Consider the following 23,515-nt stretch of genomic DNA (forward strand, 5'->3'; position numbering starts at 1 on the left):
AAGTAAAAGAAAACCGTAAAACGTCTTGTTTCTAATTGCTTGCTCCACCTTACTAAAAAGAAAATAATAATTATTGCGATAATCGTAATGTGTAACGGGGGTAGCATAATAGCATAGTCCCCAAATTTGAATTCCATTCTGCATTGCCCTCCTTTTTTTACTGCATCACCACTTATGGTTCCCATGAAGACATATCTTCCTCCGTAAATATCATTTTATTCCTACTTAACTAATCTGCCCGTTAGCTTAATAAAAAGAGCAGAATACCGAAGCACCTGCTTATCAATGTGTATTATTCAACTATCGTTCCCCGTTAGCGCAACGACTTACTCTGTTGAATTTCGTGTTCCTCAACATAAAGCGGCATCAGAGAAGGCGAATCGTACCTTATCGCGGCCTTTAAACGACAAAATGGTGCCGATAGCCATAGCCCCATAGCTGCAACGAAATAATGAGCCTAATCCGACAGTGCTCGCATGATGTTGGATTTCGCCTCTGCCGCAATCGCTTCATTCCCGTCATCGACCGCTTGCATCAAGATCAGTACGGGGATGTATACCGCGATCAGCCGCGCCAGCAGCTTCGTTTCCTCGTCCGCTCCTCCGTAAGTTTCGAAAAACACGCCGCGAGCGTAAGGTGGTAAAAAGCTGTAAGCAACGCTCAAATCGCAAGCCGGATGGCCTACGCTCAGATCGCCCCAATCAATGATGCCGGAAACGATCCCGATCTCATTCACAAGCATATTTTTGAAATGAAGATCGCCATGTAGCAGTGCATTCACCGCCTCGACACGGTCCTTTTGCAGCCTGCTAATATACGCTTCGATCACACCGGACTCCTCCGGCGACAAGTGTTCAACCACCTTCGATAGAAAGCCCTCCAATTTCACTTTGCGCGATGCTATGTCCGTCAAGTTTCGATGATCTTGCTGAACTCCGCACTTCAGCGCCGCCTGCACCGGAAACTCATGCAATCTCCGCAAAAATTTCGCCAGCGTCTCTGCCGATAAAGCCCGGCGTTCTTCCGTCAAACCGATTGGGAAATCTCCTGGCACGTAGGCATAGCCAAGAAATGGTGCCGGGTATTCGTCACTTGCTTCGCCATAAAACAACGGTTTCGGATAGGGGATGGTCATATATGCCTCCAGCTTCGGCAGCAGCTTCCCTTCCATACGAATCGAGCCAACTGCAATCGTTCTTCTTGGAAATCGGAACACGTACTCGTCACCGATGAGAAAAACCGTATTGTCCCAGCCCCAGCCCATTCGCTTCACTTGCTTCGATGACAGCTGAGGGAATTGTCTGCCGATCAGCGTCCGCGCCTGCTCTTCGTTAACCTCCCACTCCGCATCCCATACATTCGTTCCTCCCATGAATTGTCTGCCTCCTCGTTCCTTACGTTATTTAGATGGTTACATTCCCTGGAAGTTACGCATAACTGCCCGTTAGCTTAATGAAAACAAGGCGCAGCTGCCATGGCAAACTGCTCCTTGCTTGATTGAACTATCGTGTCCCGTTAGTTTAATAATAAATTCTGAATAGATACAAAAAAAACAAATAGAGCAATAATAATACTCATAAACCGATTCCTTTTCTGTCTTTTTGAATTTCTTCTAATCCTATCAACAACATAAATACTCCTAAGCACAACATCATGTATGGCATCAATTCAAATGTTTTAGTAATCAAACAATAAATTGATGTAGTAATAACTATTATAGCTAAAATAACTTTCCTTAAAAATTATTTTTTATTCTTTTTTGTAACATCGATCTAACACATTCACTTATTACACTATACCATTAATTGGTTTTTTTACTTTCATTTCATCTGTTTATCAAGCTATTCTTTCCGTTAGTTTAATAATAGTTGCTGAACAGTTTCATCCTGATGCGACAGAAAAAGACCAACTATTAATATGTTGGCCAACCCCAGTAATTCCTTATTCAACTATCCTTCTCCGCTAGTGGAATATCAAAATCTACCCGACATATTGAAGAATTAACTGATATAATGCTATGGAAAGTCCTAAAATACTCGCTTTCATTTTAGATGGATGATTTCTGCGAAACAAGTACAAGAAAACCACTATAAATCCCAAGGGAATCCATAGCTGAAAGACACCATCTGTTGTACTGCGAGAAAAAATTGGAGTAATAAAAGTGCTAATCAAAAAGTAAAAGAAAACCGTAAAACGTCTTGTTTCTAATTGCTTGCTCCACCTTACTAAAAAGAAAATAATAATTATTGCGATAATCGTAATGTGTAAAGGGGGTAGAACAATAGTATAGTCCCCAAATTTGAATTCCATTCTGCATTGCCTCCTTTTTTATAGTGTATCACCACTTATGGAAAAATTTTGTTTTTTTTCATATGAAGTCATATCTTCCTCTGTAACTATCATTTCACCTTGTTCCTACTTAACTAACCCGCCCGTTAGTTCAATAATAATTGCTGAACAGTTTCATACAGATGCGAAGAAAAAAAGCCAACAATTAATATGTTGACTGTCTCTGGAATCCTTATTCAAGTGTGAAATATAATCCCTGTAAATATGCTGATGCAACGAATACTCATCACTCCCTAGAAGAATTAATAATTAATAACTTTCCCTAATCCTTTAAATGCCTCGAATATTTTAGTGTTATCTCTAGGATCCTGAATTTTTTCAGAGCGTATTTTGTACATATCGTTATCACTTCCTTTAAGCCAATTAGAAGAGATCCTCGGAATATCCCTATCAGGATTAAATAAAGAAGATAAATGGGACCAAAAAATCCCTAGGTATATTCTTTCATTACCCACAACTACAACAAAAGGTTGACCGCTTGATGGTACTTTTCCTTCTAACTTCCCCTCTAAACTAATGCCTTCCTTCATTGTGAATTCATGTTCTGTCCAATTGTATGTTTTAATTTCCTTGTCAATAAGTACAGGTATTGCTTCTAATGGAAGATCATTAAGCTTTTTACTCATGGCTTCAGTTGTAGATAAGTTTTGAACCAAATAGATTGAGAATTCATTAACAACGCTCTCCTTATTACCATTATTACAGCCAACAATTAGGAATAGAATAACATTCAGAATTACAAATAATTTTATTGTAGATGTTCTCATAGGAACCCCTCTCTTTAGACACTCATGACAGTATAGACGTTAGATATTTATAAAGGTTTAATTTTCTATGATACTTCATCCAATATTAACGTTTCCATTGTTCAACTATCCTGCCCGTTAGTTCAATAAGATAGATGAACAGTGTCGTCCGAATGCGATAGAAAAAGCCAACATCTATGTTGACTCATTCTTTAGTTAGCACCCAGATTATCGAAGAATCAAGTGGTTTTCAGGGCTAGGATTAAGTTCATTCTATATTAACTTCTTTCCTATTATCAGATTAACATCCTTTAATGTGGAATTACTAAAGAGTAACTCCCCTCTTCCATGTACTTAAGTTCTTGTTTAAAACCCATCCTTCTCCAAAATCTGCCGGCATCCTCGCACCCAAAAATTAAAACCACTTTATTATAAGAAGTATTGCTCATTTGTTGAATAAAATGTTTCATAAGTTTGGATCCTAAACCTTGGCTGCGAGGTTTTACACTAATAGAATCTATCACTATTATTTTTTCTTTTTCTTCCACATCCCATGAGATACGCTTTTTTATTAGTGTGATGTGTAGGTCAAAATCGAGTGCTGAATATAAAATGCTAATGCGAGCGCAATCAGGGTTTTCGAAGGCTACAAAATTAATAGGATAATAACCGTGATTAACTTTTACCTCACGATTGATTATTTCCGATAATTGTTCGGCAAGATCATAAAAAAGCTGATGTTCCTCTTCCTGACTTAACTTTTTACTTGTGAGCGGTTGTGGAAAGTGCCACGTGATTTCTCCCATACCAGTCCTCCTTTATTACAAATACTCTATTCTTTCTATTCGTAATTAATGTTGGGGGCATAAAAAAATTATTTCACAACATCTCAAATATTCAACTCCCTATTTGCCTTCCTCACATGTCCATTCTCATTTCACCTATACAATGACATGGCTATCTTGTTGAACTAACATGCCCCGCTTTATAACAAATATGATGAACAGTTTCGTCCAGATGCGACAGAAAAAGACCAACTATTAATATGTTGGCCGACTCCAGTAATTCCTTACTCAACTATCGTTACCCGTTAGTTTAATCAATCTCAAATGGATATGCGCACAATATTACAATGAAACAAATTAGAATTAATGCCTAGACAATTTCTCCGATACTATTTAATCTTTGCGAATAAATATGTATTCCTCAATTCACTTTCATCAACCGACAGGTCTGAGTTTTTCATAATACCCTCAAGCTCAAATCCTAATCTTTCTGGGATTAGTTTGCTCTTGCTGTTCTTTGTATCACAAAGTATTTCTAATCGTCTAGCATCTAACTGATTAAATGCAAAATCACAGATACCTTTAACCGCTTCTGTCATATATCCTTTACCGCTATAACGAGTGTCAATCCAATATCCAATCTCAAATTTTCGTACATCCCAGTCTATGTTGTGTAAGCTCGAAGAACCTATGAACTGTCCAGTATCCTTTAAAAAGATAAGAAACCTAAGTTTTTCACGCCGCAAAAACATTATGTGAGTGTCTCTAATAACCAATTCGGAATCATACTCAGAGTGTTCATTCTGTGCCCATTTCATCCATGGCTTCAACTCTTCAATTGAGGCATTTACAGCTTCACATAAGGACTTTCCATCCCCTGGCTGTGGCATTCTAATTAAAAGTTGCTTTGTATAGAACATCGTTGGGAAATCTATCATTATTGGATCCATAGCTAACCTCAATCTAAATATTTATTTTCAATAATAACAAATAAATCTAACGATTTGAAGGAGGGTGAGTAACTTTTATCAGTAAAAATGATGCATTTGCCGTGACACGCTACTCCACTCTCCTGCCCGTTAGTTGAACAACAATAATCAATGAATTTTAGCAATTATTATTTTCCTATACATTCCATTCATCATAACTGGTGAATCTTCTTCTACTTTCAAACTTTTATTATTTTTTGGAATTATTTCTTCAAAACTTCGACCAATATCAGTTCCTAATACGCTAATAATTGGTCTTAAAAGCACTTTTGGTAACGAAAGCTTTTTATTTTTAGGAGCAAATTTATCAAAAATAATTATTTTTCCTTCGTGCTTTAAAACTCTCGAAATTTCTTGAAAACATTTATTGGCATCTGGTACAACTGAAAGTATTAGACTTGCTACTACATAGTCGAATAACTCGTCTTCAAAAACCATATTTTGAGCATCCATTTCTAAAAATTTAATCGTAGAATCCTTGAACTTGGTTTTTGCCTTTCCAAGCATATCAGGTGAATAATCAATTGCAGTTATATCTAAGTCAGAGTAATTGATTAACTCTAAATCAGCACCCGTTCCTACTCCGACAAATAAGATTTTTTGTTCTCCACTAAACGGTATTGATTGGAGTATTTGTTTCCGGGCATTTAAGAAGATACCCGAATTAAAAAACTTATCATAAATTGGAGAACCGATTTTATATATAACTTTATTCCAAGAATTATTCAAACCCCTACACCCCCAATTCAATAGTAATTATATTAATCAATCACATACCCCAATTTTTATCTCCCTTAAATATTTTACCATAAATCTCTTGTGTTCTTATTGAACTATACTGCCCGTTAGCTTAATGAAAACAAGGAGCAGCTGCCATGGCAAACTGCTCCTTGCTTGATTGAACTATCATGTCCCGTTAGGTTAATGATAATCCAACTCCTTAAATTAGACAGATCAAAATCAAACGCAGGATAGATGTTCAATTTAGAGGCTTTGGTATATTGTTCTCATCATAAAGAAAATCAGAATCATTGAGAATAAAGTATTCGATTTGATCAGGATTGGTTTCATTTGCAATAAAGGTTAATGAGTATTTCTCATTCTGCCCATACTTGGGATCGAGGGACTTGAACATACCCATTGCTTGTAACCGATCACCTACAACTTCAAAGTTGTAGTCAAGGCTTAGTGGGTTTCTGAATGTCGGTTCTCCATAGATACGAAGCACTTCTTTTCGGCTTACCGGCATCCGAAGCCCTTTATTGGTTTGCGCTTCAGGTGAAGGATCAACAAGAATCGCAGCTACGATATCTCCGCGATAGTATACGGATACCGTTCCGTATGAATCCATGACAACCATAGAATAGGAAAGATGTCCATCAGGCTTACCGTTCGCTGCTTCTACTGTTTCACGACGCATGCCCAGTGAAATCGGCTTATCTTCTCCGTTACTAATGCCAATGATCTCTTCCTCAGGAAAAGTTGCTTTGGTTGGATCAGGTTTCGTATATCGGTCTTCCATCGCTTGAGTAAAGGTAGCTTGCTCGACAAATATCCCTTTGACATTACCTGACATGCTACTGGTGAATGTTAACGTATAGACGTCCATCCTACCCTTCCCTGCTTGAATATCCTTACCATAAATCTGTTTGAGTTTTCCGTTCGTGAGTTGAAACACATAATGATATCTATACTCTTCCACTTGGGAAGGTTGGCCGAGCTTCGCCAAAACTTTCTTCCATGGGGTTCCATACTTAAATTGGCCATTTAATGATGATTCGTAGCCTGTAGTAAAAATAGAGGCTACTTTTCCGTTAAGATAGCCGACCTGTACCGCGGGAGTGCTGCTATAGGCATAGCCCTTGAAGCTGGAGCTTTCAATTTCAATGGGCTTACCCAGCAGTTGATCTACCTGTTGTTTGGTCATTCCTGGTCGAATAACTATCGGCTTTTTTTGCATTAGGACCTGGATTGTTAAGTACGGATACTGAATGATGCTTCCGTTGACCACACTCACGCTCGATGCAGCAGCGTTCACTTTTAGTGAATCAGAAACTGTGACCGTCCATAAGATCACGACCAAGATCATGATTGAAACAAGGTGCGTAACCCACCGACCAACATGCCTCGTCTTTCTTTCTACCTTTGTGTTAATCTCCATTATCTTGTTCCCCTTCTATTACATTTCGGAAATTTGCTATCTCCTCTCCAACTATTCAAGACAGCCATCGAACTATCCTGCCCGTAGTTTAATCACGAACATAAAAAAAACCGCTGACCAATTAAGGTAAGTGGGGTATTCCGTCGATCAGCCTTACACTTCTGCTGCTATGATGTCCTCGAACCTGATCCACTCCCAGTCATCATCAAAACTTAATTTAACCTTCTTACGAAACGTATTAACTGAAATTACCATACCAGTAACTTCCTGATTTTCGAACGCGCCAAATACATGAATAGTAACGGGCATGTGCTCTCTAATCGATTCAGAAAGTGCTTGTGCTACCATCTCCCATTGTTGCTCATCGAGATTTGGCTTTACTCTCCTGTTTATCTCCTGCATTTGTCTAACGGCGGCTTCTCTATGCTGCGGGATTATAAAACGAGAAGACACATAGATCCCATTACCTTGTAGCCTCTTTCCCATATGATTGCCCCCTATGCTATCTTCGATGGTTGCCATGCCAGTACATTGTCAACGAGAAATGTTCTGGGCGATCCTGTCTTCAGATCGTTTGCTTTTATCAGACCATTACGAATGGCTTTGATCTCGATACGACGCTGCGTAATTTTACCTGACTGGTCCACATAGACGATTTCAACTGTTTGACCAATGTATTTAGCTGGCATGACTCTCACTCCTCATAATCAATAAGAATGTTTGTTTGTATTATATGCGAACATGCGTTCTTTATTCAAGCCAACAACAAAAAAATATTATAACCGCATGGTACTATTTACCTAATTCTGATAGACTTGTCCTGAAATGCATAAATGGGAGGACTGCTTTAATATGAAGAAGAATGTTATCTTTTCAATTTTTATGGTGATTTTATTAGTCACGTTGCCCGCCGAAACCACTGCACATCCAGGGAGAACTGATGCTAACGGAGGGCATTACTGCCGGACCAACTGTGCCAAATGGGGACTTGAGGATGGTGAGTATCACTACCCGAACGGTGGCGGATCATCGAGCTCGTCAGCGAAAGTGGTAGAAAAGGAAAAAGAAGAAACGAAAAGCGAGCCAAAGTCCAATACAACTCCAGCTGCAGCATCCCTACTATTACCCAAAAAGCAGTCATTGGGTACATTGCAAGTTAATAAGGAGATTCAACGCTGATCCGCACACCTAAAAACCAATACATACTCATAGATGGCGGAAATAACAACCAAGGAAAAAACGTTGTTAAGTACCTTGACTCTCTAGGGGTTAAAACTCTTGATGTTATGGTCGCAACTCATCCAGATGCCGATCACATAGGTGGACTTGATGATGTCTTGAAGGCTGTTGACGTTAAAGCCGTGTATGCACCTAAAGTTTCTCATACTACTGATACTTACAAAGACTTCCTAACAGCAGTCAAAGCTGAAGGCCGGACAATTAAGAGTGCAGCAAAAGGTGTGACCATTCCTTTAACCGGAGTAGAAGCCAAATTCTTAGCTCCTGTTAAGTCATACGGTGACGATTTAAACAATTGGAGTGCTGTTCTTAAAGTTGTTTACAAGAATAATTCCTTCTTATTTACTGGAGACGCAGAACTCAAATCTGAAAACGACATGCTTATAGATAAAGTGAGCTTAAAATCAGACGTTCTGAAGGTCGGACACCACGGATCCAGTAGCTCAACAAGTAAATCATTTATTGATGCTGTAAAGCCAAAATACGCGATCATTAGCTTGGGTAAGAATAGTTATGGCCATCCAAACTCCGGAATACTGGCTCGGCTTAAAAGTGCAAATGCCACAACCTACCGAACTGATCAAAAAGGAACTATCACAATAATCAGTGACGGTAATAAAATAACGTTCACGTCAACCAAGGAGGTAAAATAATGAGAAAAGGGATCATTGATCGTTTCGAGGGCGATTTCGCAGTTGTGGAAATTGAAGGACAAACAGAGGATATCTTGAAATCTCATTTGCCGGCAGATGCTAAAATAGGTGATACACTTGTATTCAATGAAAACAAAATCACATTAGATAAGAGTGATACGGAAATTCGCAAAAAGGAAATTATTAATCTCATGGATGAGTTGTTCGAGGACTAACAGACTTTCGTCTGAATTATGTAGAACCAAAAAAGACCACTTTGGCGTGATGCCTCGGTGTCTTATTTAAATGTTGTATAAGCATTCCTTGGGCTGGATGAATGTCACTTTTTTGTGTTGTTTCTTTCAAAAAAATAAAATATTAAAAATACTCCTCCTAAAGATAGGGGGATCCCAATTAATAGATAGTAAATGTTTTTAGGCACACCTAGAACATTGCTTAAATAAGTAAAAAGAAACATCCATATAGTTAATGCTGAATATTTCCCCCAACGCTTCACTAAAAATCAATCCTCCCATTGTAAGTTGAGACATCATTGTTTATATCACCATAACTTATAGTTAACATTATGTATATGTCGGCTAGACTTCTGCTAAGGAAAAGTTTCCTTAGCTAAATAAAAAAAATACCCCACCGACCAATTAAGGTTGGAGGGTATTTTTACCGATGTTTTCGGATTGCATAACGATGCTTCCGTATATGTTAAAGCTAATATAATATATATGGGACAATCTGTAAATAGGTACTATCTGTTGCTAAGGAAAAGTTTCCTTACCAATAAAAAGGGCCTACCAACAGAACGCTTTAGTGATTATTACAAGCAAAATGAACAATACTAAAATTGCTCCCATACTGCCAACTCCACCAACACCGCAACATCCACCAACTCCACCAACTCCACCAACTCCACCAACTCCACCAACTCCACCAACTCCATAAGCCATAGTAATTCCTCCTTTTAATTAGAATACACCTTACTATATGGGTAAATATAAAATGAAGATTGGGTTTAATGGCAATGAAAATTAGCCTTAACCCCGCGTTTTTTTTGGGCTCGGGTGCGAATAAGGAATTGGACCAAATCAGGCATACTTAGAAGTCCAGTATTTACGGAGTTTATCGTTTAGACAAAAATACCCCACCGACCATATAGGTTAGTAGGATATAATTTGCACTAATGGGAAATGTTTCATGTCAAGAAATTTAATACTGTGCTACCTTGCAATTGAGGGGCATTTCCCCCTCGTAATACCCATTCAGCTAAACGCTACCGCGTCCGGTTGAGTGGGTATTTGTTATTTAGGCAATAGGGTTATCAATATGTTTCATTAACACACTAAGGCCCCGCCAGTGATTGTCTGCGGGGCCTTACCATATACATCATAAAATAAGAGGTACCTTTATATTAGGGGATGAACATTAAAGGGAGATTATATTGAGGTTAGAAGTAAATAAAATCCCCACCGACCAAATTCAGAAAGCCATATTCCCAAGCGCTTACGAATTTGATTATCCGTTTTGCTTAGCTTGTCCAGAAGCTTCACGCAATGTATCCGCCAACCTACCAATCTCCTGTTTTTCTGCGGGTGTCTTGGCTACTCCCCATGCTGGCTTAAGATACTTATCAATGATTGCATTTGCGTCTTTCACGTCCACCTTCCCCACTTCCTTTACAGGTTTGATTTGCTTGCCATACTTTGCCATTAACTCATTGGCTGTTCCATTATATTCATTAAGATAAACTGGACCATACGTCTGACCCATTCTAACAACTCCTTATCTTGAAGATAAGGAATATACATGTGCATCCGTTCCCAATAAGTTATCTCGAAAGATTCAGCAAAAACAAGGGTATTGATAGCACTAGTTTAGAACAGGATTTTCAATACCCTATATATTGCATAAAGTTCCCCTTTAGACCGAACTACCAACTATCATCCTAACCTAGCTTTAACTATAGTTTGTGAACAGCGATACCCCTCTAAGGATTAAAGATCCCTAGAGAGGTGCGTGCTGCGGTGCTTAACTCAATAATTACTAGATACGTTGCAACTTAGTGATACCAAGTACAGGGATTTGAGTGAATGCCTTATGTACATCTAGATCAGGGGCTTGAAAATAACCAAACGCTGAAGATTCTTCTTGTCCATAGCCTCCGTCTACCCATTTCTGAACAGCCCCCTTATGAAGCGTGGTCTTGACCATTTTCAGCTCACGATCCATATCTTGATATGTGACCATATATTTACCCCGACTGAGTACATGATACAGACGAGCCTCGTACAGATAGCACGAATAAAAAGGATATACTTACAACGTATAACGCTCTGACAACTTTTGCTTACTTAGCTTATAACCACTGACTGTCGGAATAAGTTGCACCGCCTGAAACGTTCCAGTCGATACTTCCTCGTCAGTAGTGATACACTGCTTCTTAAAATTCCCTAGATGGTTCTTACTATCAAGAACGCATTGACCAGCCTGTTCTAATAAAGCCAATAGCTCCATATTCTTCGTTAGCATCTGACATTCCAAACCGTTGCGAGTCTGTACCTGTGCCACGACAACGCATGTATCTAAAAAATAAGATTTGATGAGTGCATTGCGAAATTTTGCAGAAGATGAAACAACTGCAGGAACGTTTACCCCTTTTGAGGCTAGACGCTTGGCTTGCTCCTTAACAATTAATTTATCTAGTGGATATCCCTCCATTGAAAGATCCCCTATATCTACCATCCCTACAACACTATACGGCATGAAGGTCGGCAGACTAAAGGCAGGAGTCTTTCTCAAACCTAAAGTGTATAACATGCGGTGGTAAGGTGTGATGAGACTTAAGCTCTCAACTGCAACCCCCTCATTACTACGCTCCATAGTTACACTACCCCTTTAAGATAATTATTAAACTCCATATACGCTCGAGTGGTTTCTCCTGCCTCAAGCAGAGCTGCCATATACCCAAAATCAGCGAATAAGCGATTATTCGCATCCGAAAGAACGAACTCAGCTTCGGATACCCCACAATCATTATTCATAAATGCTACGTCCTCAATTGATTTGCCTTGCAAGAACCATCTACAATTGCGTCGCTCCTGCTCTCTCGTAAACAAGCATTTCATCCAATGCCCTTCATAGATAACCCCGAGCATATCGAGAGCAAGCTTATAGCGCTCATACAATCGAGCACCTATCGGCCACGTCTCTTGAATAGCGTCCTCTGCAATCGTCTGAAGCTGACCAATAACGAATAAGTTTTTATTCACGTACACAGTGCCCACACCTTTCATTTTCAGTACTCCTGACCACGAGCAAAGTCACGATACTAGCCAGAAAAACCTGACTTTATACTCAACTAGGCAAAGCTTAGTGCAAAGACTGTGAGTAAAGTCCAAGTTTTAAAGCGGTTTCGCATTTACACCTTGCACAGCCTGAAGTCTAATCCTTAGCGAACATAAACAATATATTTCCATGTCGGGCTGGCGCTTAAAATGTCGGATTTATTTGGAAAATGTGATCCTTACGTAAGAAATGACGAGCACAGTGCTTGTCAGAAAAAACACACCGCCCAATATCGATGGATTACGGATATAGTCAAGGATAATCAACGTGGCAATAATACTATGTCCAGCGGATTGCGATACCAGCAACTAGGGGTGATGCAGAAAAATGATGAGGTCGAAAGTCGGTACTTTTAATGCGTAGTCGAAGGAAATGAATGGGACTAAAAATTGAGTTCGATAAATCCAATACCGCTGAAATCCCCCCATATGTCTAACCAATTAACAATCCACACTTACCGCCTAGCCTGAGTTTTAGCTTACATATTTATTTATTATTGCTAACGCCCAAGGAAAAAGCGCCTAAAATAAAGGGAAAACAAGATCATGTAAATCCAAGAGATTTTCCCCTGAGTCCTGAGCCTGACCAAATTGGCTTATTAGCGTGTGACTTGAAAAACAGAGCATTTTCTAAAGTCAGAGAGAAAACCATGAACTGCTACATTAAGTACGGATGAAAGAGAAGTGACGAGTTGCCTATTTCGGTGTACCCCAGAGCGAAGAGTCCAGGGACTACAGGAAAACTGCCCTTAACGAGGATAAGGACTCTTGCCTACCAGCGCCAGTGAGAATGAATTTAACTGCGTGCCGATACCAGTGAGGAATGACGATATTTTTTAGCGTTTCCGACTTGAACCTGTTGAATGAACAGGATACTCCAATTAACATATGTGAAACGCTTGGCTGGGCTTGTTTCGCACCAATTGGCTTGTAATGAACTAAGACATTTTTGATAAGTCGGGATGAGCTACGAGGAATTTGGGAAGGGCTGAAGTCGGAGAAGGATTCGAGAAGTCCTACAGAAAGTGCGGATCGCGGGAAATACCCCTAGGAGTTATCAGGTTGGAGTGAGGGACAGGTGCGGATATGGGTATAAAAAGAGCAGGAGGTCTGTGAAGAAACCTACTGCTCTATATTACTCGTCAGGTTGAATTTTTAATCATTTACTATAGCTAGTACCTATCGAAAGCTTGCTCTCAGCCCCACATGATTAATTGCAAAAATAATACAGCATGATTGTGGAATAATATTTGTACTTCTAAGTTAGTTGCGAAGGCCAAAATAATTGCCCTAATACGCTAGTGAATAACATATTTGTAAGACTAAGCGTTCCATACAATCTTACCAATGCTTTACTACTCATCCCCAAAAAAGCTAATAATGTCGGTGACAGAAGAGTACACTACACAATTTGAAGATACCGTTACTATCATATTATTACTATCCATATAGTGTTGACTTGCATTTGAAAAATAATTTAAAGGTAGTGGTTTTTTTGCATATGGATTGTGAAAAATCGAAACTCCTTCTGACCATGTTTCGGAGTTTTCTTCGGTAACTAAATAACTGAATTTAAGTCCCTTTGCTGCATTGGGATCAGGATTTTGTTCCGTACCCTTCCTTATCATTATTGTATTCCCCTCATCAAACCCACACTGTTTTCCTATTCTATTGAATTTGGTTACAGTTCCAGATGCCGAGTGTAGAACAGCACTAATGTTTTCAGCATCTTTTTGATTAAAAAAACCTGAAGGAATTTTTTTGCTACCATTAATATGCTCTTCAATACGAATGGGCTTAATAATCATTTCCCCTTTTTTATTATAAGTGTGGCTATATTTAAACCCATACAAATAAGTTAATAAAGAGTTCATACTCCATACCATTCCAAGCGGTTCATGAAAATCTGCAATAGCAATTACAAATGGCTTACCGGTTGTGTGAGGGTATTCCCAATAACGCTGTCTTTGTTTGTTTTCATGCGTTAGTTTACTATACAGAGAGCTGCCCCATCTGATTGGCATTATGTTCTCCAACTGCTCATCTATTTGAGATTTTGTAGGAATGTGAGTACTCGTCCGAAAATTATCTTTATTAGAGACAACAGTCGCCTCTATTGCAACATCTAATAAACCATTATCTACGAGAAAATCAGGAGCATTAAATTGTTTGTTAATAGTAAAGCCCTCTTCGTTAAAATAACAGAAAAGATATAATTCCCATAATCGTGCATCAAAACCTTGAGTTTTTAATTGTTCAATAAAATTTCCATCCACATCGAAAAAATAAGGCATAATTTCATTTATAAGATTTTTAGCAGACGAGTGGGTCGGGGAACTTGCTATAGTATTAAAATATTCATCTACTGTTTCTTCATTGTCAGTGACATCAAATATATTATTCACGCTATTTCCAGTTCTTAAGTTGAGACTTGAGTTTTCTAGATCAGTGACGGTTACGAATAACCATTCTCTTGCTGCGGCGACATTTTCAAAAGAAACTTTATTAACACAACTACGGATATGTTTATTATTATCCCTTTTTGAAATAACGACATAATAATCAATATCATTTCTATCTAACCCTATAACCCCCCACAACGTTTCAAATTCATTTACATACCATTCTACTTCTTCGTACCATAATTCGTGTTCTTTATCCCTAGTAAAAAAAACATACGCACCATACCGATTTTCTGTAATCCTTCTCACATTTTACCCCCATAAAACGTTATTATTTTGATTCATTTTTATGATACAGTAGTCAAAAAAATAATACGATTGTGTTGTTACAAAGTACCTCCTTGTGACTTGCTAAACTACGAGTGATGAAATGCGATGCTGAACAGCCCAGAAGATTTAGCAACCCTCCTCCCACAAAGAAATGTTATGTATGGTTATAACATGAAAATAGAGCAGGAGGTTGGATTAGGAACCTACTGCTCTATCTAAATTCGTCAGGTTAAAGCTTGACGATTATTTTTAGTGTTTAATGTTGGGTTAAATTAATGCTAACTAACTTCATTAGAATGGTTGCGTACTACTGTATTCTTTGTAGGCTGGCAAGTGCAAAAAGTATTTTAATGTCGCACGCTAAAATCAATTTACTAGATTTAATAAATCACCAACAAAATAGTAATGGTATTGATGGTTTTAACGGCGACAGATGGCGACAAACACCTATCCAATGGTAACAAAACCACCGCTAATGGTTTTGTCGCCATTACTGTAATTTAAAAACCATCATGTCCAAGCCGCATAATCATACTCACATACTAAATCGCGAACTGACGAAGGTATCTCAAAATTAAGCCATACAAATTCATCTTTACGCCGCCCGCTACTAGCTGAACCAACCAGCTGTGCGTGTTGTAATAAATATTTTCACTTCAAGGCCAGCTTCTTTCTTCGTTCATGATAAGCAAAATCAATAAGATCCTTAATCTCCGACATGTTTTCGACCAGATCCATGTTAATGTGGACCTCCTTTAGTGCCGTTCGATTATATTTTTGGTTGCCTGTAAATCGAGAGTCCACGAGACCCTGCCATTCTAGCGTAGATTGACTATCGAGCAAATGAGCGATGTAGGTCCCTTTTTTGTATTTTGACGACGAAAAGAACTTCGGAGTTTTCTTTTCGCTGGTCAACCTCAATTTATACCCAAAACAATCCCGAATGTGTTCCTCAAAATAAACTTCCGGCAGTGACTTCAAGTAGTTGTCGACTTCCTCTATCACCCTTTGCACATTAGGGCGATTAATGAAGTAAGCTAAGATATAGCTTTCTTCCTTCTGATACGTAAAGCCCATATGCTCGCAATAAGACAGATACTGACCTAGAAGAAACGCAGTCACGTCGTTCCAATTATAGATGGAACTGTCTTGAATCTCCTTCAGGAAAGAATGAACTTCTTGCCAGATGAAAAACTTAGGTGCGTGGATAATCTCGCCTTCTGCAAAGCGAGCTTCGTGATTTTTAATCTGTCGAAGATCTACTTTCCCACCATCCAGTTTTGATTCTATAAGGAGGCTTACATTATTGAATTGAATTAGTGCGTCAGGTATCGAATCATCCTTTCCCAGATCTGTATAAACTCGTGTTTCAACGGACTCTTGTCTGGCATCCCTGATGGACACTACATAACCATGTCCTCGGGGCTTAATGAGCCGTTGCCCAATCTGCAGGTCATATTGTCGGTCATCCATGTTGGGATTGAGTTCAGAAATTTTCAATAAGGAAGAAATAAACAGTTTGGTCAAACGAGTTTCCGAGTGACGTAGCAAATCAATCAAGGCTTTGGTCGCATTGTTCTCTCTTTCAGAGTAATGATCGAATATAGTTAGATTCTTCACACTAATGACACTCTTTTCTTTCGTAGTTTTTTTGAAGACTCCCCAAGAGAGTCTCCCCGTACACAATAAGCGATAAAAATTAGTCCTGCCAGAGAGCATAATGCCGCAGTCAGTTCTACAACTCTATTTTCACTGTCCAATACTTTATTTTTTCAATGACACTTTATCTTTCTATGATTAAACGCACTAGCCTTCACTTACGACTCACCTCTATGATATTTCAAATGCCAAGAAAAATACTTCTCCGTAAGCGGTCCCCAGTAGGGCTTTGGAACTTCTTTTCCGATCAATGACTGAATTATGGAATTGACATAGTCGGTAACCGTGACCGCTTTATTCCTGATAATGCTGCCATTGTGAACAGCAATTAGCCCTTCTTCAAACAGCGCATCGCAACCGAAGTGACACATTGGGACAACGATTGAAGTATCCTTTCTTTCATCGTCCGAGGCCAACGCGCGTTTCTTAATGTGTGCAGCGACAAGAAATGCTGGTGAAATCAAATTGCCACAGATTGCACATTGTTTTGGTCCGTTATTCAGCCCAAGTATTCTCCTAAACTTCGGATGCTCAACACGTCTTTTTGTAACCGTAAGTTTATCAGTCGGACCGTTTATTGTGAGAGTATACCCACCACCTGGATGTTGATCTAGTTCGCTTGATTCTAAGTTAGAAGTTGGAGAATCAGACCCCCTATTTACTTGTCCATTCCTAGATTCTCCTTTGTGTTGGAATTCTGCTTGAGGACCTTGATGCGAATAGAACAAACTTCGAAGCCACGGGTCTCTATCATCTTCAAAAGTCTCTCCTGTAAACTTCATTAAGAGCTCCTTCAATTGTCCATGTTCGGACCAAGAATCCGTAGGTCCCTGGCCATAATCAACGGTATCTACGATCATTTTGTCTGATTTTTCGGTTTTGGTATGCCTGAAAACGATTTGAACGGAGCCTTCTGGTCCTTTTATATCAAAAATTTTGGCTTTTTTTTTATCGCCAATAAACCTTGTTTCCAAATCTCCAGCTCCCTTTTTTAGGTATAAATCAGATGCTCAACCTTGGCTATACTACTGTTTTTGTATTGGCATCACCATATTCTTCATATAGCCCCCAAATTAGGGCTCCGATCGAGGAGTTCATTAAGATATCCTGCCCGTTAGCGGAAAAGACTTGCGATGCATCGCTGTCTTTTTCTGATATTTATTGAGCATAGTGTCCCGAAATTCAATTGATGTAACTTCAGGATCAAGATTGATAAAGTAATAAGTTACAAATTATTTCTGCAGCTTATTTATTTTGTATTATCTTATAACCTGTTGAGGAGTTTCTTATTATTATCCGTAATGTCCATATAATTGGATCGAACAGAATGATACCATATTCCAAAATTATTAGTTTTATTCGGAATCCTATTTTTTAACGTTTTATAATAAACTTCTATTGTTAGGTTCATCGTCCAGGTCATTATACTTTTAATATCATGTGGTGAACGCAGCCTCTTGATTCCTCCCCCTGGCATATGCGCGTTCATTGATGCTTTTCCATGGCTGGTCAACGACCATGATGCATATAAAATATCAAATAGCGCGTGATGTTCAAGTTTTTCGCACAGTCCTTTTAGGTTTCGAGGCCCGTCGAATAAATGGAACCATTCAATCTTTGTTCCCGATGATTTCTTTAACTGCTCTATACGTAACCATTCTTCGTTAATTTGTTGTTTGATAATTTGTTCGATGGCATCAATGACAGGTTTTCTATCCTTTATTTCGATCTTCTCAATGATGTTTCTAGCGTTAATGTCTTTCTTCAAAATATCTAAAAAGCTTGCATATTGGTCAGAACCTTTGTCTAACTTCTTATTTTGCTTTTGAATATATTTAAAATGAGCCAATTGATAAGCAAGGCCACGCTCTTCTGTTTTTTCTTGAAGAATGTACAATATACTCATCGCTATTTCAAAGGCAGAACGTAACAAAATAATCGCCGTATCCCCAGATCCAACTTTAAGTAGAAGAGAGATTGAATCAACAACATCTAAGTAATTACGGAAAAGTAAGTTGATAGTGGGATCTGCTTCATCAACTTCCAATTCCATTAACCATGAGAACATGTGTGTTCCAAAGTTAACCAGCTCTTCCACACTCTCAGATGCGTATTTCCCAAGCTTTCTGATTTCACCTGATACATTTCGTTTAAGTATCTCATGATTTGCGTCCACCTATCTCACCTTTCTAACTAGCAAAATCCATAATTAGATACTTAAACCTTATAATTAAGAAGTTGTTGTATCTCTATAGTATATTACCATATATAGGTGAAATGAGCCGTTAAATCAATGCCTTCTTAACTAATCGTTTATTACTTTTTCCTGCCCGCTAGCGTAACGAAGGGCTGCCGTTTGGCAGCCCTCATGAAATTGAACTATCGTGTCACGTTATCTTAATAACAACAATCATCTACGTTTTCAATAAAACGATTGCTAAAACGACAACTGCAAGTCGTCCTAATAAAAATGTATCGAATCAGAACTTTATTGCCGGCGAATGTCCTCTAAACAAATATTACATAGGCTAAAAAAATCATCTTCTTTGGCAAAGCAAAGACGGCTGCATCGCATGCACTCTTTAATATCACCAGGATCCCAACTTTCACTGCATTGGAAACAAATATATACTTCATCTGTCCTAACCAAAGTTTCGCTATAGCAATTTGGGCAACTGTATATTGGCCATTCACCACCTTGGGTTACTATCGCATACTTACTTTCACGCAAAACCTCAGACACATATTCGTTAGCTACATCCTCTGGATCGTCATTCTTGTATCCGCAAAACAAGCAATGAAGTCCATCTGACAGATCCGCAGCATCTTGCAGGCATCGCGGGCATGTTACAACAAGAAATGCTTTTGCTAACGGGTCACCGATAGCTTTCCAACGTTGATGAACGAATGCATCAAATTTTAATACCTCTTCCCTTATGACCACCATATCATCATTATCAAGCTCATCTTCAAGTTCATTGTTTATGAAATCAATTAGGAAGTTTAGTGCATCTGCAGCTGTAGCTTTCAAGGCTTCAGAGGTATCAACAATACCAAAGTGCTCAAATCTGTTCCTTTTATCTCTTAGGCTGTTTAAATGATTCTTATTTTGTTGAGAAATGTCTACTTCACAAATATGAATCAACCGAGTAATACATTCATTAAAGGTGGCACTTGTAAACTTGCCATTATTATAATCCTGATAGCTGGCTTTATCTAATTTGTTAAACAAAAGAGTCCAATGTTCCCGCCTCAATCGTTCTTTTAAAATTAGTTCTATCCCGGAGCTTAAATGTAAGATTGCATATTTCAAATCAGACGGTTGGATAGGTTCATTTAAATATCCCAGAGCAGAAACCACAAAGTTCAACCCATTTTCAAACAGTTCAAATTTGACATCGTTATGTAAGTTTTTAGTCTGCAAGTCAATTCCTCCTTTTCATGTCCAGTTAAATTCTACCATCAAAAAGTCCTATGTATCAAATGAGAACGAAATGAGCATTTTTATTGAGCTATCCTGCCCATTAGCTTAATAAAAAGAGCAGGATACCGAAGCACCTGCTCATCAATGTGTATTATTCAACTATCGTGTCCCGTTAGCGGAACAGGCCACCGATTAAGTCGGTAGCCTGTTGTCGGTTTTGTGCTATCGTACCCGTTAAAGAACGGAGGAGTCCGGATTTAATTGGTAAAGCGCTTTTTCTTCGACTAGATCCTTATGCTTGTCTAACCGAGCAAAATAATAGGATAAGCTGTTCGATGATTGGAGCATCTGGGTATTGCACAGCGTTCACGGCGTTACTTATCGCTTCATATTGCTCGCCATGATCTGGTCCTTTGAAGCATTAAAGGACATCCAACAAAGCGGAGTCCTGGACGCAACGTCCGCGACTGCTGCTTTCCTCATTTCCTCATTTCCTCGTTAAGTGGCCGTTCAGTCGACGTCCGAGATCTTCCACGCGCCATTTTCCTGCATGAACACAATTCCCGGAGTGCCAGACTTATTGCCGTACGGATCGAACAAGTAGCTGAACGTTACATACACCAGCAGTGCGCCGCCGGGACGGTCTTCGAACGTCACGGAGCGGACGCTCGTAATGAGCAGCTGGCCGATGATCTCGAACGACTGCGCCGGCGTGCCGTTCTTCACGAACAGCTGGCCGAGCGCAGCGGCGTCGCGACCGTTCATGGCGTTTACATAGCTGTTCAACAGCTTCGTGGCGGCCAACTTCTTCGCTTCTCCCGCGTACGCGCCTTCATCAAGCAACTGCGGCTTGAAGACGAGCAGCGCGCTGCGCACGCTTGGCGTCCACGTCAGCTGGAAGCCGAACGCTTCCGCCGTCGCGCGCATCGGCAAATACACGCGTCCATTCACGATCACCGGCTTGGCGTTCGCGCCGGTTAGCTGCTTGCTGTTCACCCATAGTGACAACGCTGCGCCTCTTCCTGGGTTGAATCCCTGCGTATCAGGCTGCGTTGAAACGAAGGCGGCTTTATCCGCGCCGTCCCATCTCACGTACCAGCCGAACGATTCCGCGAGCGCGCGCATCGGTAGCAGCATGACACCGTTCAAGACGATCGGCGCAAGCGCCGGATCGTTCACCGCGACACCGTTGATGGCCAGCGTAGGAGCGGCTGGAGGAGCGACCGTAACGCTGCGTGAGGATCTTCTCCAGCCGGTGTCAATGTAGAGGTCATAAGTGCCAGGTGTGATCGGCTTGAAGGTGCCGTCAATCGCTTCACCGTAGGCCGGCATCGTGAATTGAAAATCGTACCGTGCTTCGGAGTAATGCGCGGTATAGACGAGCAGTGCTCTTTTGGACGGATAATCTACGCCCTTCGCTGTCCTATAGCCGCCGGATGAGCCGGAGGTCTCGACGAAGATCCGAACCGTTCCTTCATAGTTACCCGCGTCACTGCCCGAAATACGAACAGTCTGTCCGATGGCCGGCTTGTGAGTGCTGACATCTGTCTGCGGAGATACCGCCGCCAGCAAGGCGTAAAACTCTTTGATTGCCGTGGCATCCTGGGCGATATATTTATCTTCGCCGACCTGGATGAGGACATACTGCGAATCTTTGAATTGGAAGTTGATATCGGTGCCATCGGTTAGCATGACATCGACACTGGTGGCGAAAAAGGCGTCCTCGCCGACCAATTGCTCCGTCGACGGCTTTGCGTTCTTTAGCAGCCGGTTCACGACGGCCGTCGTCTTCTCAATAGAGCCTTGGTCCGCTACGCGCGAGCCGAACAGCGGCACCCACAGCTGATCGGCCTGCCCCATTTGGACCCGTTGGACCGCAGCTGCTTGAATGGCCGCCGGCTGCGCTGATGACACCGGCAAAGCCGCAGTATCGTTTTTAGCGGCAGCCGCCCGCGCGGTTCCGGCCGTCCCGGCGGGAACTCCGACGGCGAGTAGCGCCGCCAGGCCGAACATATAGAACCGTTTCATTTTCATCTCATCGTCCCCTCCGTCAGGAAAGATCTATAGGCCGTGAAGCCTGTCATTTTTCTAAACGGCATCGGCTGCTTTCTTGTTACTATTAAACTATCGTTACCCGTTAGCTTAACTTTTTATTACTAGATGAAGTAAGGGGAAAGGTCGTCCTGAACTGTCCAATTCCGATCGTCCTATCTGTACAAACCCAAACCGTTTATAGAATGTGTACGCTCCATCGTTTTGCTCATTAACATCAACTTGGAGATTGCTACCTTTTAATTTTTCGGCATGTTTTATCAATCGACTACCTATACCCCTTCCGTGATATTTGGGATCTACGAATAGCATCTCTATCTTTGTTCCGTCAAGCCCAATAAACCCTGTTGGTTCTTTATTTTCGTTCAATTCCAACCAAATCTCTACTTCCTTTAGTGCTCCGTTTTGAAGCATCTGATGATAAAATTCAATATCCTCATCAGTCAAAAATGTGTGTGTATGACACACAGCCTTGTACCAAATATCTATTAACTTATCATGATAGTTTTCTTCATATGGGACAATTTTGTTTAGCATTACTCAGCCTCCGTATTTCTAATTTATTAAAAGATTAATCCCCTTGATAAATCTTCTGTACTATCATACAGAGTCAAACGTGGAAAAGGGAAGCTTTTGTAAAGATAATTAATCGCAACCATACTATCCTGCCCGTTAGTTGAGAAAAGGCTACCATATGGCAGCCTTAATGGAATTGAACTATCGTTCCCCGTTAGTTCAATTAAGTTGCGTTTGAAAATGTTTGTATAGGTCCATGTGGGTCTTTCTGTACTAGTTAATCCGCATCCATGCACATCCATTTGCAGACTTATGACTTCTATGAATCCGCTATGAACTCCTTTACTTTTGATGCAAAAATATCCCAGCTTGTATCATATCCTACATTAAACGTCCACCCGTTAGAACGCAGCTTCTCGCCTAAATAGATGTAATCGGCACGTTGCTTATCGTTTAGGCTAACATCTAAATTTCCGTCACCAACCTTGAACTCATTCATGTAATCGTGCAATTTCCAAAGGATATCTTCCTTATCATCATCTCTTTCCATTCCAATGTGTAAGATAATTGAATCGATGGCATCATCTAGTTTCTGGATAACAAGAGTTTCATTTTTCCAATTATTATCTAGTTGATACTGTATAGTTGCTTCAAGTTGAGCTAGATCTCGGTAAATGTAAGCATTCAATAATTCATATTTCAATTCTTGATTTCTGATAACATGTTTATGATTCATAAATAATTCAACATTCCCGAATAGCGATACTACTAGAATTACTATAATCCAGTCTTTTTTCTTCATACTTTCTCCAATCGCTCCTGAAATATCGACCACTTCCAATAAAGTGCAGTCACACATCTATGGCTGCTTAGGG

The 23,515-nt window shown here is 40.0% G+C and carries 24 protein-coding genes and 1 pseudogene; 2 read left to right on the plus strand and 23 right to left on the minus strand.

The genetic code is table 11. The features are described from left to right. Positions 1-457 precede the first annotated feature (457 nt). The 10 genes from BW961_RS27005 to BW961_RS27045 all read right to left on the minus strand — a co-directional run bounded on the left by BW961_RS27005 (position 458) and on the right by BW961_RS27045 (position 7,719). The gene (locus tag BW961_RS27005) at positions 458-1,372 is read right to left on the minus strand and encodes a phosphotransferase (RefSeq protein ID WP_068591740.1); all 915 of its coding nucleotides are present in this window, start codon (positions 1,370-1,372) and stop codon (positions 458-460) included. Between the two features lie 202 nt (positions 1,373-1,574). Continuing rightward, positions 1,575-1,664, minus strand: coding sequence for a DUF3953 domain-containing protein (locus tag BW961_RS32035; protein WP_425298719.1), 90 nt, complete (start codon positions 1,662-1,664; stop codon positions 1,575-1,577). A gap of 316 nt (positions 1,665-1,980) precedes the next feature. Continuing rightward, entirely contained in the window at positions 1,981-2,310 is a 330-nt protein-coding gene (locus BW961_RS27010) for a hypothetical protein (RefSeq protein ID WP_076577070.1), read from the minus strand. Between the two features lie 281 nt (positions 2,311-2,591). Next, positions 2,592-3,116 (minus strand): hypothetical protein, encoded by a 525-nt coding sequence (locus tag BW961_RS27015; RefSeq protein WP_068591624.1) that lies wholly within the window; start codon positions 3,114-3,116, stop codon positions 2,592-2,594. A 290-nt stretch (positions 3,117-3,406) separates the two neighbouring features. Continuing rightward, a complete protein-coding gene (locus tag BW961_RS27020; protein WP_068591627.1) occupies positions 3,407-3,901 on the minus strand; it encodes a GNAT family N-acetyltransferase in 495 nt (164 codons plus the stop codon). A gap of 368 nt (positions 3,902-4,269) precedes the next feature. Further along, positions 4,270-4,830, minus strand: coding sequence for a GNAT family N-acetyltransferase (locus BW961_RS27025; protein WP_068591628.1), 561 nt, complete (start codon positions 4,828-4,830; stop codon positions 4,270-4,272). Positions 4,831-4,977: 147 nt separating this feature from the next. Then, on the minus strand, positions 4,978-5,598 hold the full coding sequence (locus BW961_RS27030) for a class I SAM-dependent methyltransferase (protein ID WP_068591630.1): 621 nt from the start codon (positions 5,596-5,598) through the stop codon (positions 4,978-4,980). 250 nt (positions 5,599-5,848) lie between these two features. Further along, positions 5,849-7,030: a CAP-associated domain-containing protein gene (locus tag BW961_RS27035; protein ID WP_068591632.1), complete on the minus strand. Its 1,182-nt coding sequence runs from the start codon at positions 7,028-7,030 to the stop codon at positions 5,849-5,851. Between the two features lie 153 nt (positions 7,031-7,183). Then, positions 7,184-7,516: a YolD-like family protein gene (locus BW961_RS27040; RefSeq protein ID WP_068591634.1), complete on the minus strand. Its 333-nt coding sequence runs from the start codon at positions 7,514-7,516 to the stop codon at positions 7,184-7,186. Positions 7,517-7,527: 11 nt separating this feature from the next. Next, complete coding sequence (locus tag BW961_RS27045; RefSeq protein WP_068591635.1) at positions 7,528-7,719, minus strand: hypothetical protein; 192 nt, start codon at positions 7,717-7,719, stop codon at positions 7,528-7,530. Between the two features lie 193 nt (positions 7,720-7,912). Between BW961_RS27045 and BW961_RS27050 the strand changes: the two are divergent. Both BW961_RS27050 and BW961_RS27055 read left to right on the plus strand, forming a co-directional pair. Further along, positions 7,913-8,922 (plus strand): annotated as a pseudogene (locus BW961_RS27050) (MBL fold metallo-hydrolase). After that, positions 8,922-9,137, plus strand: a complete 216-nt coding sequence (locus BW961_RS27055; protein WP_068591637.1) for a DUF3006 domain-containing protein — start codon at positions 8,922-8,924, stop codon at positions 9,135-9,137. Before BW961_RS27050 ends, BW961_RS27055 begins: the two are co-directional and overlap by 1 nt. Positions 9,138-9,707: 570 nt before the next feature. On the opposite strand, the gene BW961_RS30770 is transcribed toward BW961_RS27055, so the two are convergent. From BW961_RS30770 to BW961_RS27115, 13 genes are all read right to left on the minus strand, one after another. Further along, positions 9,708-9,863, minus strand: coding sequence for a hypothetical protein (locus BW961_RS30770; protein ID WP_169810354.1), 156 nt, complete (start codon positions 9,861-9,863; stop codon positions 9,708-9,710). Between the two features lie 565 nt (positions 9,864-10,428). Next, the gene (locus BW961_RS27060) at positions 10,429-10,683 is read right to left on the minus strand and encodes a hypothetical protein (RefSeq protein ID WP_068591638.1); all 255 of its coding nucleotides are present in this window, start codon (positions 10,681-10,683) and stop codon (positions 10,429-10,431) included. Between the two features lie 273 nt (positions 10,684-10,956). Further along, positions 10,957-11,160, minus strand: a complete 204-nt coding sequence (locus tag BW961_RS27065; RefSeq protein ID WP_068591641.1) for a hypothetical protein — start codon at positions 11,158-11,160, stop codon at positions 10,957-10,959. 69 nt (positions 11,161-11,229) lie between these two features. Further along, complete coding sequence (locus tag BW961_RS27070) at positions 11,230-11,793, minus strand: hypothetical protein (protein WP_068591643.1); 564 nt, start codon at positions 11,791-11,793, stop codon at positions 11,230-11,232. Between the two features lie 2 nt (positions 11,794-11,795). Beyond that, entirely contained in the window at positions 11,796-12,206 is a 411-nt protein-coding gene (locus BW961_RS27075) for a hypothetical protein (protein ID WP_068591646.1), read from the minus strand. Between the two features lie 1,406 nt (positions 12,207-13,612). Further along, complete coding sequence (locus tag BW961_RS27080; protein ID WP_082867685.1) at positions 13,613-14,968, minus strand: hypothetical protein; 1,356 nt, start codon at positions 14,966-14,968, stop codon at positions 13,613-13,615. Positions 14,969-15,640: 672 nt separating this feature from the next. After that, positions 15,641-16,609, minus strand: coding sequence for a hypothetical protein (locus BW961_RS27085; RefSeq protein WP_068591648.1), 969 nt, complete (start codon positions 16,607-16,609; stop codon positions 15,641-15,643). 197 nt (positions 16,610-16,806) lie between these two features. Further along, on the minus strand, positions 16,807-17,622 hold the full coding sequence (locus BW961_RS27090) for an HNH endonuclease (RefSeq protein ID WP_068591650.1): 816 nt from the start codon (positions 17,620-17,622) through the stop codon (positions 16,807-16,809). Positions 17,623-17,912: 290 nt separating this feature from the next. Next, entirely contained in the window at positions 17,913-18,746 is an 834-nt protein-coding gene (locus BW961_RS27095) for a DUF5677 domain-containing protein (protein ID WP_139331767.1), read from the minus strand. A gap of 390 nt (positions 18,747-19,136) precedes the next feature. Further along, a complete protein-coding gene (locus BW961_RS27100; RefSeq protein ID WP_068591654.1) occupies positions 19,137-20,072 on the minus strand; it encodes a hypothetical protein in 936 nt (311 codons plus the stop codon). A gap of 510 nt (positions 20,073-20,582) precedes the next feature. Further along, positions 20,583-22,106, minus strand: a complete 1,524-nt coding sequence (locus BW961_RS27105; protein ID WP_068591657.1) for a stalk domain-containing protein — start codon at positions 22,104-22,106, stop codon at positions 20,583-20,585. Between the two features lie 108 nt (positions 22,107-22,214). Beyond that, the gene (locus BW961_RS27110) at positions 22,215-22,661 is read right to left on the minus strand and encodes an acetyltransferase (RefSeq protein ID WP_068591658.1); all 447 of its coding nucleotides are present in this window, start codon (positions 22,659-22,661) and stop codon (positions 22,215-22,217) included. Between the two features lie 298 nt (positions 22,662-22,959). Further along, positions 22,960-23,442, minus strand: a complete 483-nt coding sequence (locus BW961_RS27115) for a hypothetical protein (RefSeq protein ID WP_212568141.1) — start codon at positions 23,440-23,442, stop codon at positions 22,960-22,962. Positions 23,443-23,515 lie beyond the last annotated feature (73 nt).

The sequence above is a fragment of the Paenibacillus macquariensis genome (genome assembly GCF_900156375.1).
Lineage (GTDB): Bacteria > Bacillota > Bacilli > Paenibacillales > Paenibacillaceae > Paenibacillus_AQ > Paenibacillus_AQ macquariensis.